The sequence below is a fragment of the Lacticaseibacillus zeae subsp. silagei genome (assembly GCF_030770335.1).
Taxonomy (GTDB): Bacteria; Bacillota; Bacilli; order Lactobacillales; family Lactobacillaceae; genus Lacticaseibacillus; species Lacticaseibacillus zeae.
Map to the genome: position 1 here is coordinate 1,356,330 of NZ_CP132484.1, position 15,023 is coordinate 1,371,352.

Consider the following 15,023-nt stretch of genomic DNA (forward strand, 5'->3'; position numbering starts at 1 on the left):
AATCGTTATGAATTATAGCAACACGGAGAGATTTATTTCAACAGTCACGCATTGACAATTGAAAGATGATAAATGATATTAATATTTTAATAATGGGCAACCATTTTAAATGCGTGCTGTTTTGGGGGTTAGCAAGAGGGGGAGCGACAATAAATTGAAAAAAGGAACATTAACATTCTTTTTGGCAACTGGCATTGTCACAATTGGCCTTTGGGATTCCACAATTGTGGTGCAGGCGGCCGTGAAGCCACAGGTCGGCAACGTCTACCTCGGAGGGGACCACGGCTATGCATTTGACGAAGTGGTCAAGAGCCTCACGTTTGGCTACAGCAATGATACGATTGTGTACGATCAAAAAACGGATACGTTTAAGATTCCGATTCGATTCGGATCGAAGAACATTGCGGGTGGACTCGATCGTTATCTGAAATTTTCATACTCATTCAATGACGAACTGGAAGGCAAAGTCAAACGAGTTGTGATCTCGCCGGACGGTTTAGATACAGCGGTTATTAATCACATGGATCCCTTGACACATCAGTTTACGCATCAGTGGGACGTTAAAACCCGAGTAGGTGGTACTGCCGATGCCGTGATCTATATGCAGGCGCATAAAATCACGCCTAATGACTGGATTGCGGTCCAGATGGAAAGCAGTCGGGTAAACAATAAAACACCGGTACGTCCTGCCTGGAACTCAACCCGAGTTCTCGAATACAAAGACTTCGGTCCGGCGCTCAACGCCAAGCTGCTTGAAGCGATGAAGAAAAAAGCTGTCGCCGACGTGGCCACTGACTCCAAGGCCGTTCAAGCCGAGGCTAAGAAAAAGATCGATCAAGTCAAAGTTGACGATGATTTTGCCAAGGTTTTACCGCAAGTGGTGACAGGTGCGCACAAGGAACAGGCAAAAGATGATCTTGACGGCGAGGCTGCTGCTGTTAATGCCAAAATCGACAGCGATCCGACATTAACTGCCAGCGAAAAGGCGAAGCAAAAAGATGCCGTGACCGCTGAAACCACAAAAGCCAAGACTGTTGTTGATCAAGCACAAGACGATACTGGCGTTCAGCAAGCAAAGGCTGCCGGGATTGCGACCATTGACGCGCAACACAAGCCAGGTACCGCCTTGGATGTTCGCAGAGATGATGCGAAAAAGGCCATTGATGCCGAAGCTGCGAAAGTCACTGCAGCCATTGATCAGGATCATACTCTGACGACCGCGGAAAAAACCGCGCAAAAGCAAGCAACGGCCGATGAAGTAACGAAAGCCAAAGCCGCGATTGATCAGGCGCAGACGATTGAAGCTATTAATCAGGCTAAAACGGATGGAATCAAGGCTATCGACGTTCAACATCAATCAGGCGCTGATTTTGATAAGCAAAAAGAGCAGGCTAAGCAAGCACTTGATGCTGAAGCTAAGAAAGTCACCGCTGCCATTGATCAGGATGCCACGTTGACGGCTGCGGAAAAGCAAAGCCAAAAACAAGCAGTTGCTAAGGCGGCAGACAGTGCCAAAGCTGCCGTTGACAAAGTGCAGGATATGGATCATCTGAATCAGGCTAAAGCGGATGGGATTAAGGCAATTGATGCTCAGCACCAAGCTGGCGTTGCGCTGCCGACTCGGCAAGATACCGCCAAAAAGGCAATTGATGCTGAAGCAGCCAAAATCACTACTGCGATTGACCAGGATCCGACATTAACGGCAGCCGAAAAGAAGGCCCAAAAACAGGCAGTTGTTGATGCGACTGCCAAAGCCAAAACAGCGATTGACCAGGCACAAAATGCCGATGAAGTGAAGCAGAAACAGGCTGATGGGATCAAAGCCATTGATGGCCAGCATCAATTAGGGGTGGCGCTAAACAAGCAAAAAGCAACTGCCAAGCAAGCAATCGATGCTGAAGCTGCTAAAGTGACCGGTGATATTGACCAAGATGTCACTTTGACGGCTACAGACAAACAAACGCAAAAACAAGCCGTTGCCGATGAAGCTACCAAGGTCAAAGCGGCGATCGACGCGGCTCAAAATGCTGACAGCGTGATCAAAACGCAAACTGATGGTATTCGAGCCGTTGATGACCAGCACCAAGCCGGTACGGATTTGGCTGTTCGCAAGGCGGAAGCGCAAAAAGCCATTGATGCCGAAGCCGTATTAGAAGCGGATGCCATTGACCAAGATGTGACGTTGACGAGCAATGAAAAAACCGCCCAAAAGCAGGCCGTGACTGACAAAGCAGCGGCAGCCAAAGACACGATTCTCAAAGCGCAGGATGTCGATGGCGTCAATCAAGCTGAAGCGACTGGCATCAAAGCCGTTGATGACGTTCATCAATCTGGCACACTTTTGGACACGCGCAAAGCCGAAGCCAAAAAGGCAATTGATGCTGAAGCTAGTCAAACTCAGCAGGCGATTGACCAAGATGTCACATTAACCGCCGCGGAAAAAGCAACGCAAAAACAAGCCGCAGCCGATGAGGCGACGAAAGCCAAGGCTGCTATTGACGCGGCTAATGATGCCGATGCGGTAGACCAAGCTAAAGCTGACGGCATTAAAGCAGTTGCTGCGGCTCACCAGCCTGGTGCACTTTTGGATACCCGCAAAGCAACGGTCAAACAGGTGATTGATACTGCAGCTGCTAAAGTAGTTGCGGCGATTGATCAAGATGCCACATTGACGAACGCTGAAAAGACGACTCAAAAACAGGCAGTTACCGATGAAGCGACCAAAGCTAAGGCTGTCATTGACGCGGCTAAGGACGCTGATGCGGTTGATCAGAGTCAAAACGACGGCGTTCAGCACATTAACGCGCAATACCAACCAGGAATCGCTTTAGACGTCCGTAAAACCGACGCTAAGCAAGCCATTGATGCGCAAGCCGTTAAAATCAGTCATGATATTGATGGCGATGCGACGTTAACGGCTGCTGTAAAGAAAGCACAAAAGCAGGCGGTAGCCGATGAAGCAGCCAAAGCCAAAACAGCGATTGACGCTACTCAGAGTGCAGATGCGGTTGATCAAGCGAAGGCAGACGGCACCAACGCTATCGCAGATCAACATCGTTCCGGTCTGGCCCTCGCAAATCGGCGCGCCGACGCGAAAAAAGCGATCGCCAGTGAAGCCGGTAAGATTGTGGATGCGATTGACCACGATGTGACGTTGACGAAGGCTGAAAAGGATACGCAAAAGCAGGCAGTCGCGGCGGCACTGGATAAGGCTAAACAGGCCATTGACGGTGCGCAAAGTGCTGATGCAGTTGACCAGGCGATTGCAGACGGAAACAAAGCCATCGCCGATCAGCATCAAATCGGTACTGCACTTGCAACGCGCAAAGATGGTGCGAAGCAAGCCATTGATGCCGAAGCCGCTAAAGTAGCTGGTGATATTGATCAAGACAACACCTTGACTGCCGCCGGAAAACAGGCGCAAAAGCAAGACGTTGCAGATGAGGCTGCTAAAGCCAAAGCGATCATTGATGGTGCTCGAGATGCCGACGAGGTTGAACAAGCGCAAGTCGACGGTATCCGTGCAATTGATGATCAGCATCAATCCGGTACCGATTTAGCAACTCGCCAAGCCGAAGCGCAAAAAGCCATTGATGCTGAAGCTGTTTTGGAACTGGATACGATTAATCAAGATGTGACGTTAACCAGCGGCGAAAAAGCAACGCAAAAACAAACCATAGCTGATAAAGCGGCTGCGGCTAAAGCTGAGATCACTCAGGCGCAAGATATTGATGGCGTTAACCAGGCGACATCTGATGGTGTGAAGGCGATTGATGGCGTTCACCAATCCGGCACCCTTTTGGCTACTCGGAAGGACGCCGCCAAACAAACCATTGATGCTGAAGCTGGCAAGGTTGAGCAGGCCATTGATCAGGATGTCACGTTGACGACTGACCAAAAGGCGGCGCAAAAACAGGCGGTTGCGGATGAAGCAGTCAAGGCGAAAAATAATATCGACGGCGCCTTAGATGCGGATGCGGTTGATCAGGCACAAGCCGCCGGAATCAAGGCCATTGATGACCAGCACCACGCCGGCACTGATTTGGCGACACGAAAAACCGCAGCCGAAAAAGCGATTGACGACGAAGCAATTAAAGTTATCAACGCGATTGAGCGAGACGTTACCTTGACAAGTACTAAAAAGGCGATGCAAAAACGCGCCGTTAAAGACAAGGAGGTAAAAGAGAAAAAAGCAATTGGTGCTGCAACCGATGCCGATAAGGTCAATAATGCCAAAACCCACGGCATTAAGCACATTGATGAACAACATCAAGCAGATGCCACTTTAAAGGCGCACAAGAAAGTTGCCGAAAAGGCGATTGATGCTGAAGCCGCTAAAGTCACCCAGACGATTGATCAGGATGTGACGTTGACCAGCGCGGAAAAGGCAGTGCAGAAACAGGCCGTCGCTGCCGAAGTCTCCAAGGCCAAGAAAAAGATTGAACAAGCCAAAGATGTTGATCAGATTAATCAGGTAGTGGCGCAAGGCATTAAAACCATTGATGATCAGCATCAGTCCGGCATTGATTTAACGACCCACAAAGAAGCGCATAAAACCGCTGTTGATACGGCAGCTGCCAAGGTGACGGCAAGCATTGATCAAGATGCAACGCTGACCGGCACTCAGAAAGCTGTTCAGAAACAGGCAGTGGCGTCCGAAGCAGCCAAGGCCAAGCAAAACATCGACGCCGCAACTGACGCCGATGCGGCCGATCAAGCCACAACAGCTGGGATTCAAGCAATCGATGGGCAACATCAACCAGGAACAGCGGTTGCAACGCGCAAAAATGAAGCAAAAAAGGCGATTGATGACCATGTTGCACAAATCATTGACAGCATTAATCGTGATGTAACGCTCACCACTACTGAAAAGGCTAAGCAGAAACAGGCGGCGACTGATGCGGCTGCTAAAGTTAAAGCGGTGATTGATCAAGCGCAGGATGCCGATGGTGTGGATCAAGCGGTAAACCAGAACCTCAAGATGATCGATGCGACTCATCAAGCTGGCAACGACTTGGCAACCCGCAAAGATGACGCTAAAGTCGCTGTCGATGCGGAAGCTGCCAAAGTGACGCAAGCAATTGATCAGGATGCGACATTAACTACCGCTGAAAAAACAGCGCAACGTCAAGCGGTTGCTGATAAAGCCGCCAAAGCCAAAGCAGCTGTTGACGCGGCACAGGATGCCGACAGCGTTGATCAGACAAAGAATGCCGGCATTCAGGCAATCGGTGCGCAACATGTATCCGGTCAGGCAATGGATCGTAGCAAAGCGGACAACAAAAAGGCGATCGATGCCGAAGCCGCGAAAGTTCAGCATGAAATTGATCAAGACGCAACGTTGACTGCAGCTGCCAAAAAGCAACAGAAGGCAGCGGTCATTGCTGAAGCGGTCAAGGCTAAACAGGCGATTGACGATGCCCAAAACATCGAAGCTGTTACAAACGCCAAAACTGAAGGTATCAAGACCATTGATGCTCAACACCAGTCAGGCGCGGCGATCACGCTTCGCAAGGCCGAGGCTAAAAAAGCAATTGATGTGGAGGCTGCAAATGTCACTACAGCGATCGATCAGGATGCCACATTGACGGGTGCACAAAAGACTGCCCAGAAAAAAGCAGTCGCAGCGCAAGCGGATAAAGCTAAGCAAGCGATTGATGCAGCTGGGCATGCCGATGGCGTTGATCAAGCCAAGATTGCCGGTATCAAATCAATTGATGACCAACATCAGTCAGGTGCAGCGGTCGCGGTTCGCAAGGCTGAGGCAAAACAAGCAATTGATGTAGAAACCACGAACGTTGTTGCAGCTATTGATCAGGATGAGACCTTGAACGATGCGCAAAAAATCACTCAGAAACAAGCTGTGACAGAGCAAGCAGTTAAGGCCAAGCAAGCGATTGATGCAGCTGGGCATGCCGATGCTGTGGATCAAGCTAAAACTGACGGGATTAAAGCGATTGATGCTCAACATCAGTCAGCCATAGCCATCGCAACTCGCCAAACCGAAGCCAAGCAAGCAATTGACGCCGAAGCCGCTAAAGTGATGGCTCAGATTGCTCGTGATCACTTGTTGAGCGATGCCCAAAAAGCCGCGCAAAAACAGGCCGTCACAACGCAAGCAACGAAAGCCAAACAGGCAATCGACGCAGCCGGCAGTGCAGATCTCATTGAGCAGGCGAAAGACAATGGTATTAAAGCCATTGATGCACAATATCAAGCTGGTAAAGCGGCCCCTGCGACTAAAGCTAAATCCAAGGCCAAACCTGCCGCCAATCAGGATCATTTTCCTAAAACCGGTGAGCAGCAGTCACTATTGATGGTGATTTTAGGTGGCTTGTTAAGCTTAGGTTCCAGTTTGTTCTTTACCCGGAAGAAGCGCTCGCACTAAACGTTTAGGCCAACTAAGCAGGTGTCGGGTGATGTGCCAACGATTACTAACTTTTATCACTCGCAGCCGAGATGCCAACACATCTCGGCTGTTTTTTAATTTCACCGGTCCAGTAGTTTGACACGGTATAGCCCAACCGCTACGCTTAAAGCAAGACAATGAAGGGTGTGATTGCATGGCAATAAAAGCGATGGATCTTTTCAAATTGGTATCGTTATCGTATCCAATTGCAACAAATCGGGGCTATTTTGTTCAGGAAAACCGGATTTCGGAAGCGGACAATGCCTATTATCAGCGGCTTTGTTTTGTGAATTCGCGTGGCCAGATGACCGTTTATGGGACTGACCAAAAACACGACCGGCATCCTAAACTAAGCCCCGATCAGCGATGGTTGGCGTTTCTGAGTCAAGCTGCAGACAAAACAACGCAGGTCTTCCTGCAAGCAGTTGATGGCGGCGTGGCCCACCAGTTGACGGCTGAAAAAGAGGACGTAACGGATTTCGTTTGGCGACCTGATAGCAAGGCTGTTTTTCTTCAAACAACGATTGGCGCCAAAAAGAAGCTATCACAGGAAGATGCCAAAAAGCCGCAGCCGGTGACGGTCACGCGCGCGCAGTACAAACTCAATGGTGTTGGCTTGTTGCCGGAAAACGTGACTTACGAATTGCGGGTGCAGCAACGACGCCAAAAAACTAGCCATATCGTGATGCAGCGCCAGCATGACTTCCAAATTGGTGCGATCGCGCCGGACGGTCTGAAAATTGCGTTTGCCGCGGAACGGTTACCGGATGATCCCAACGACTTTAGCCAAGCCGCTTATTTGCTCGATTTAACCAGTCAGCAGGTGACGATGGTGAATGAGCATTTGCCGCAAGCGGCGTTAACCCCAGCCGCCTTTTCAGCGGATTCGCAACAATTGCTGCTGCATGGTTCTGACAACCATTTACCTAATGTGTCGCAAGGGCACTTATGGCATTACGATTTAGCGAGCCAAAAACTGCAGGATGTTGCTGATGACGTTGATTTTGACATTCCGGGCTATGTTAATGGTGACTTTCAGCAGGACCTGTCAGGCAAAGTGGCCGATTTTGTCACAGCCGATTATTATTTGACGATTGGTTTTGACCACGGGAAGACGAGCCTATACGCTGGTGGACCGGATGAGCGCTTGACGCCGTTGATTGATGGTCGACGGCACGTGACGGATTTTGCCTTGACACCTGATCACCGTGGCGTCGTGTTCACTGAAAGCACGATGACCATTCCGAGTCGATTAGTGTACTTTGATCTGGCCTCCGAAGAGGAAACGGTTTTATATGACCCAAATCGGCAGGTTACGCGCACGCTTGGGTTGGTTACGCCACTGACTTTTAATTTCAATCGTGCTGGTTTTGAAATTGAGGGTTGGTATTTCCCACCGCAAAAAGCAGCCGCATCGCATCCGGCCATTTTATATGTGCATGGCGGCCCAGCAGTTGGTTATGGGTATACCTTCTTTCATGAAATGCAATATCTGGCTGCCAAGGGATATGGCGTTATCTGTCCCAACCCGCGGGGCGGATTAGGTTATGGTGAGGCATTTACGGCAGCGGTGATTAAACACTACGGCCAAGATGACTATCAAGATTGCCTGACTGCGGTTGATGAGGCCTTGAAACTGGATACGACCATTGATCCCGAACGCTTATTTGTTGCCGGAGGGTCGTATGGCGGCTTTATGACTAACTGGATCGTGACGCACACACATCGCTTTAAAGCTCCCGTACCCAACGTTCGATTGCTAACTGGTTAAGTATGTATGGCACCAGCGACATCGGGTATTACTTCACGCCTTGGGAACTGGAAGGCAAGTGGAGCGGTGATCTGTCGGATGTGCAAGGACTGTGGGACTTCTCACCATTGGCACATATCGATTTTGCCAAAACGCCAACGCTGGTGATGCACAGTGAAGACGATCAACGGTGTCCGATCGGCCAAGGTGAAGAATTTTATATCGGGTTGAAACTGCATGGAGTTGAAACCAAATTCATGCGGTTCCCGAAATCAAACCATGACTTATCCCGCAGTGGCTTGCCTAACTTGCGAGTTGCACGTCTGACCGCGATTACGGACTGGTTTGATGCCCACCAATCAAAGCAAAAAGCTAAAGGAGAATAAGGATGACAATTGGATTTATCGGTGCTGGTAACATGGCCCAGGCGATCATTAGCGGATTACTAGCCAAAAAGGCCATTGACCCGGCGGACATCGTTATTCACGGTGGCCATCCGCTGCATTATGAACCATACGCAGCCAAAGTCGGTATCAAAGCTGTCGACAGCAATCAGGCTGTTGCCGCGGTTTCAGACGTTGTTTTTCTGGCGGTCGCGCCGAAACTGGGGGCACCGATTTTAAGTGCCATCGGGGCAACCTTGAAGAAACGGCATGTACCCGTGATTTCAATGTTAACCGGCGTTTCGCTGGCGGCGTTAGAAGAAGCATTGAACGATCATGACCAACCGATTTTACGGATCATGCCAAACGTGAACGTCGCAATTAATGCCGGCATGATCGCTTACGCCGCGAATGATGCGGTAGCTGGTCAACTGGATGGCCTTTTGGACTTGCTGAATGTTTTAGGCAAAACCATGTCGTTACCGGAAGACCAATTTTCAACGTTCGTGGCATTGGCTGGGTCTTCTCCGGCGTTTGTTTACTTATTCATCGACAGTCTTGCCCGCGCCGGTGTCAAGTACGGCCTGGAAAAAAGTGAATCAACCGCTATTGCTGCTCAAGCCGTCATGGGCAGTGCTAAAAATGTTCTGGCAAGTACCCAATCACCGTTTGACTTGATCGATCAGGTATCCAGCCCGGGTGGTACCACTGTTGCCGGATTGTTGGCCATGGAAGAAGCCGGGCTGATATCCGCTGTGGTCAAAGGCGTCGATGCGACGATTGCCAAAGATCGGCAGGGATGAAAAATAATTAAACTTCCTGTAAATAGGAGGTAGGCCACCTTGCAACTCTGGTCTATACCGGTTATACTGGTTAGTGATAGTCAGGACATTAAATGATTAGGAGTGGTATTGTGACGGTTACGGTATTGAAACACGCAACAATTTATACAGGGTTGGAACGCATTGAAGATGGGTATATCCGCTTTGACGACAAGATTCTGGCGGTTGGCGATATGTTTGATTACAAGGCTCAGGCTGGTGAACAGGTCGTTGACGTTCAAGGTAAAACGTTGATACCGGGATTCATTGATGTCCATGCTCACGGCGGTTATGGCTTTGATGCCATGGATGGTGATGCCGATCAAATCGATGAAATGGCCACCAAGATGATGACGCACGAAGGGGTTACCACCCTTTTTGCTACAACCATGACACAATCAACCGAAAATATTGATAAGGCCATGCGCGGCGTGAAACAGGCAGCCGAACGCAATCGCATTATCCAAGGTGTCCACCTCGAAGGTCCCTTTATCAGCAAGGTCTTCAAGGGTGCCCAACCAGAAGAATATATCAAGAATCCTAATATCGATTTAGTTAAGCAATGGCAGGAATTATCCGGCGGTCTGGTTAAGCTGATCACTTACGCACCGGAAGATGAAGGTTCCCGCGAATTTGAAGATTATCTTTTAGCACACAACATTGTGCCATCAGTTGGCCACAGTAATGCGACGCGCGAACAGATGCTGCAAAGTAAAGCGACCCATGTGACTCATTTATACAATGCACAGCGTGGGTTACGTCACCGTGAGCCAGGCGTCACCGGCCACGCAATGCTTGAAGACAATATGTACTGCGAATTGATCTGCGACGGCTTTCATATTGTGCCTGACATGTTACGCTTGGCCTTTGATCAAAAAGGCCCGGAACGGATTGAATTGGTTACCGATTCAATGCGCAGTAAAGGGATGCCGGAAGGAAAAAGTGAATTAGGCGGCCAGACGGTGTATGTTAAAGATAAACAGGCGCGGTTAGCCGATGGTACGCTTGCCGGTTCCGTTTTAATGTACAAGGATGCCTTTAAAAATGCGATGAGCTTCATGGATGCTTCCCTGTTTGATGCGGTTGAAATGTCGTCAGTCAATCAGGCTCGCGAATTCAATCTGACGTCCAAAGGAACTCTTGAAGTCGGTAAGGATGCCGACATTAACATGTTGGATCGCAACCATGATCTCGTTGCCACTTATAGTTATGGCGTCAAACATGACACTGAGGACTGAACCACGTATTGGAGATGATGATTGATGGAGGTACCGGTTTATATTCAAATTCATAACGCGATTCGGGCTGATATCGAAGCCGGAAAATGGCAGGTCGGCGATCGTATTCCTTCCGAACGCGATCTCGCGGTGACCTTTAATGTTTCCCGAATGACGTTGCGGCAGGCCATTCAAACTTTAGTCGACGAAGGTATTTTAGAACGGCGCGTGGGTTCCGGAACGTATGTCGCGAATCAAAAAGTTCAGGAAAAAATGTCCGGCGTCACTAGCTTCACGGATTTGATGCAGGCCCAAGGTAAGGTACCATCCAGCAAGACGGTATCTTATCACGTGGCCCAGCCAACCAGTTCGGAAGTTGAAAAGTTGAAGCTGGCTCCAGGCGAGCAAGTGCTGCGGATGGAACGAATCCGGTATGCCGACAAGGTGCCGATCAGCTTTGAAACAGCTGCTGTTCCATACGATCTAGTCAAGAACTTCACCAAAAAAGAAATGACGGCTAGTTTCTATCACACCTTGGAGAAAAAAGGCGGCTACGTTCTTGGTGGCGCGCAGCAAACCGTAAGCGCGATGTTAGCCAGCGAACGGATTTCCGAATATCTGGCAATCAAGCGTGGCGATGCCATTTTACGGTTGCGCCAGGTTTCGTTCTTAAACGACGGCACACCGTTTGAATACGTCCGCACGCAGTATGTTGGCGAGCGATTTGAGTTTTATCTAGAACGGTAATGAAACATTATTAGCACGACCAAAAGGCCAGAAAACATAATTTATTGTTTTCTGGCCTTTTGCGATGATGAGAAAAAAGGTACAGCATGCTTTCTGCAAAGCGGTCCGCAGTGGTATATAATCATTACCTATATGACTGAATTAAATGCTCAAAAGTTAACGTACGTTGTTTTTGTATGTTGCTGGAAGGGGAAAGATGATGGCTACGCAATTGGGTGAAGGACTGACACTCCACACCGATTTTTATGAATTGAATATGATGAACACCTTTTTTGAACGAGGTATCAGTGAACGTCACGCCGTATTTGAGGTTTTCTTTCGGGAGTTACCATTTGGCTCGGGGTTTGCTGTATTCGCCGGACTAGAACATGTGATTGATTACCTGAATCATCTCAGCTTTTCCGAAGACGACCTGGCTTATCTTAAGGCGCAGACAAATTATTCGGATGCGTTTATCGATTACTTGCGAAAGTTTAAATTTAGCTGCACAGTGCGATCAGCTTTAGAAGGCGATCTGGTTTTCAATAATGAACCGATTTGGCAAATCGAAGGGCCACTGGCGCAGGCACAATTAGTTGAAACCGCTGTTTTGAACATGATTAATTATCAAACACTTGTTGCTACTAAGGCGGCGCGGATTCGCAGTGTTGCCGGTGCTGATCCGCTGATGGAATTCGGCACACGCCGGGCGCAGGAAACTGCAGCAGCGTTGTGGGGCACCCGTGCGGCATACATCGGCGGGTTTAATGCGACGAGCAACGTTTTGGCCGGTAAAGAATTCGGCATTCCGATTAGCGGCACCCACGCCCACTCGCTGGTTCAGGCCTATGGCAACGACTACGACGCCTTTAAAGCCTATGCACAGAGCAACAAAGACGTGGTTTTCTTAGTCGACACTTATGACACATTGCGTTCCGGGGTTCCCGCGGCAATCAAGGTGGCTAATGAATTCAAAGGCCGCATCAATTTCCTTGGGGTGCGGATTGACAGCGGCGATATGGCGTTTATTTCCAAGCGCGTTCGTCAGCAATTAGACGATGCCGGCTACACTTCGGCGAAGATTTATGCATCGAATGATCTTGATGAAAACACGATCCAGAATCTGAAAATGCAAGGCGCCAAAATCGACATCTGGGGCGTTGGGACCCGATTGATCACCGCGTATGACCAGCCAGCTTTGGGAGCCGTGTTTAAACTCGTCTCGATTGAAGACGCCAACGGTAACATGCATGACACGATTAAACTGTCGAATAACGCTGAAAAGGTGTCGACGCCAGGCAAGAAACAGGTCTGGCGGATTACACGTCGGGATGACGGTAAGTCGGAAGGCGATTACGTAGCATTAGCTAATGAGCAAATTGACACAGATCGTAGCCTGTACATGTTCCACCCCAACTTCCCGTACATCAATAAAACAGTTAAAAACTTTGAAGCCAAGCCATTGCTGCAGCTGATTTATGATCGAGGAAAACAGGTTTATCAAACGCCGCCGCTCGCCGAGGTCCAGGCCTATGCCACCCGCAGCACCAATGCCTTGTGGGATGAATATCGGCGCATTTTGAATCCGCAAGACTATCCGGTCGACTTATCGCAGCGGGTGTGGGATAACAAGATGGACTTAATTAAAAAAGTGAAATCGGCGGTTGCTGACCGCGAGGAATAATATGAAACACGCAAAAAAATGGGGTTGGAAGCGTTGGCTGATTTTGGGACTCTTCGCCGGCCTCGTCATCGGCATCGCGGTTTATGGCAGCTATGATTACTTTTATCTCCGCCCGCAAACCGAAGTCAAAGAAGAACGCGCCCGGCGCAAGTATGAAACTGAGCTGAATCGGCATCGTGCAATCGAGCAGCGTTTACAAAATGCCACCCGTCAGGCAACGAGTACCACTGATCGGCTGATGCAACAGGTTATCCCTTCAGAAGCGCAACCTTTTTTAAAAAAACTGGAAGCCGATCATTTTAGCGGTACCGTTTTAATGGTGCGCAAGGGAAAAGTGATCCTGAACACGGGGTTGGGTTATGCCGACGCTGAATCTGGTCGTTTGAACGGGCCTGAGAGTCTGTATCAAATTGGTTCGATTCAAAAAGGGTTCACTGCGGTCTTGCTCATGAAACTTGTGGAACAAGGCAAGGTGCACCTGACGGATCCGATTAGTCGTTATTTGCCAGGCATTCGCACAGGCAAACAGGTAACGTTGCGGATGATGCTGGATATGCGAAGTGGCTTTTCATTGAAGCGTAATCAACCGACCCGACTATCAGATGCTGGAATTGTGCGCTGGTCAATTGCCAATTTGAATTATGGTGCGAAACAGTACGCGTATGAACCGGTTAATTTTGTTTTATTAGCCGGAGTGATTGAAAAAGTGACCGGTCATTTATATGCCGACTTAATTCAGCAGGAAATATTTAAAAAGTTAAAATTGACACATTCAGGATTTATGCCTGAATTGTATCGTGAACCGAATCAATCATTTGGGTATAATGGTCCCAAGGCGAATCCTTATTCGCGCCGTTACGTCGAGCCGTCTTTGAATTATAATCGGGAATTGGGGACTGGTAATATTTACACGAGTGCCGGTGATTTATACCAGATTATGGCGGCCATCAATCAAGGCAAGATTATCCGGCGCTCATCGGTTGCCACGTTGCGTGATCTGAATCAAGGCCAATACACGGCGGGTGTGTATAATTTTGGCGACTACACGCTGACACATGGCGTTGTTGCCGCACAATCAGCCGCAACTGTCATGGATAACAGCGGTCAAAATGCGGTCGTGCTGTTGGCAAATACGGATCAGGTGACGCGGGATCTAGCACAAGCACTTTATCATGACATGATTAAGGGAGTGAAGTAATGCGTCCATTACAAGCAAAGATTATTAAAGCATTAGGCGTACAGCCAACGATTGATCCTGAAACGGAAATTCGCCGGAGTGTTGACTTTTTAAAAGACTATCTAAAGAAAAATCCGTTTTTGAAAACATATGTGTTGGGAATCTCAGGTGGCCAAGACTCGACGCTTGCCGGGACGTTGACGGAAAAAGCCATGCAGGAGATGCGCGCCGAGACTGGCGATCAAGCGTATCAATTTGTCGCCGTTCGTCTACCTTATGGGGAACAAGCCGATGAGGCGGACGCCATGGCAGCGATTGACTTCATGCAGGCAGACGTGGTTAAACGGGTCAATATCAAACCTAGTGTCGATGCCATGGTCGCGGCAGTGGAAGCCGACGGATCAGCCATTTCCGATTTTAACAAGGGCAATATCAAAGCCCGGATGCGGATGATTGCTCAATATGCGCTTGCCGGTAATATGTCCGGTGCCGTCATTGGTACGGATCATGCCGCGGAAGCTGTCACTGGTTTTTATACCAAATTTGGTGACGGTGGTGCTGATTTGACGCCGCTTTATCGCTTGGACAAACGCCAAGGTGCGGCGTTGTTGAAGACGTTAGGCGCACCGGCACATCTTTATCAGAAGGCGCCGACTGCCGATCTCGAAGACAATCGGCCGGCTTTGCCAGATGAAGTTGCCCTGGGCGTTAAATACAAGGACATCGATGATTATCTGGAAGGTAAGCAAGTGAGTGACCATGCTGCCGAGACGATCGAACGTTGGTACCAGAAAACCGCACATAAGCGCCATCTGCCGATTACGGTTTTTGATACTTTTTGGAAATAAGCATGGCA

At 49.1% G+C, this 15,023-nt stretch carries 7 protein-coding genes and 1 pseudogene; all 8 read left to right on the forward strand.

Annotation, left to right across the window (positions count from 1 at the left end; translation table 11 throughout):
- Nucleotides 1–154 precede the first annotated feature (154 nt).
- On the forward strand, nt 155–6,388 hold the full coding sequence (locus LACZS1_RS06485; RefSeq protein WP_083311561.1) for a DUF1542 domain-containing protein: 6,234 nt from the start codon (nt 155–157) through the stop codon (nt 6,386–6,388).
- A gap of 175 nt (nt 6,389–6,563) precedes the next feature.
- Nucleotides 6,564–8,545: pseudogene (locus tag LACZS1_RS06490) on the forward strand (S9 family peptidase).
- Nucleotides 8,546–8,547: 2 nt separating this feature from the next.
- On the forward strand, nt 8,548–9,345 hold the full coding sequence (proC, locus tag LACZS1_RS06495; RefSeq protein WP_070650545.1) for a pyrroline-5-carboxylate reductase: 798 nt from the start codon (nt 8,548–8,550) through the stop codon (nt 9,343–9,345).
- A 110-nt stretch (nt 9,346–9,455) separates the two neighbouring features.
- Complete coding sequence (gene nagA / locus LACZS1_RS06500; protein ID WP_047107609.1) at nt 9,456–10,601, forward strand: N-acetylglucosamine-6-phosphate deacetylase; 1,146 nt, start codon at nt 9,456–9,458, stop codon at nt 10,599–10,601.
- Nucleotides 10,602–10,625: 24 nt separating this feature from the next.
- Nucleotides 10,626–11,327, forward strand: a complete 702-nt coding sequence (locus LACZS1_RS06505) for a GntR family transcriptional regulator (RefSeq protein WP_047107608.1) — start codon at nt 10,626–10,628, stop codon at nt 11,325–11,327.
- Between the two features lie 199 nt (nt 11,328–11,526).
- A complete protein-coding gene (locus LACZS1_RS06510) occupies nt 11,527–12,990 on the forward strand; it encodes a nicotinate phosphoribosyltransferase (protein WP_093997800.1) in 1,464 nt (487 codons plus the stop codon).
- 1 nt (nt 12,991) lies between these two features.
- Nucleotides 12,992–14,188: a serine hydrolase domain-containing protein gene (locus tag LACZS1_RS06515; RefSeq protein ID WP_070650543.1), complete on the forward strand. Its 1,197-nt coding sequence runs from the start codon at nt 12,992–12,994 to the stop codon at nt 14,186–14,188.
- The gene (nadE, locus tag LACZS1_RS06520; RefSeq protein ID WP_070650542.1) at nt 14,188–15,015 is read left to right on the forward strand and encodes an NAD(+) synthase; all 828 of its coding nucleotides are present in this window, start codon (nt 14,188–14,190) and stop codon (nt 15,013–15,015) included. Before LACZS1_RS06515 ends, nadE begins: the two co-directional genes overlap by 1 nt.
- The last annotated feature ends 8 nt before the right edge of the window (nt 15,016–15,023 follow it).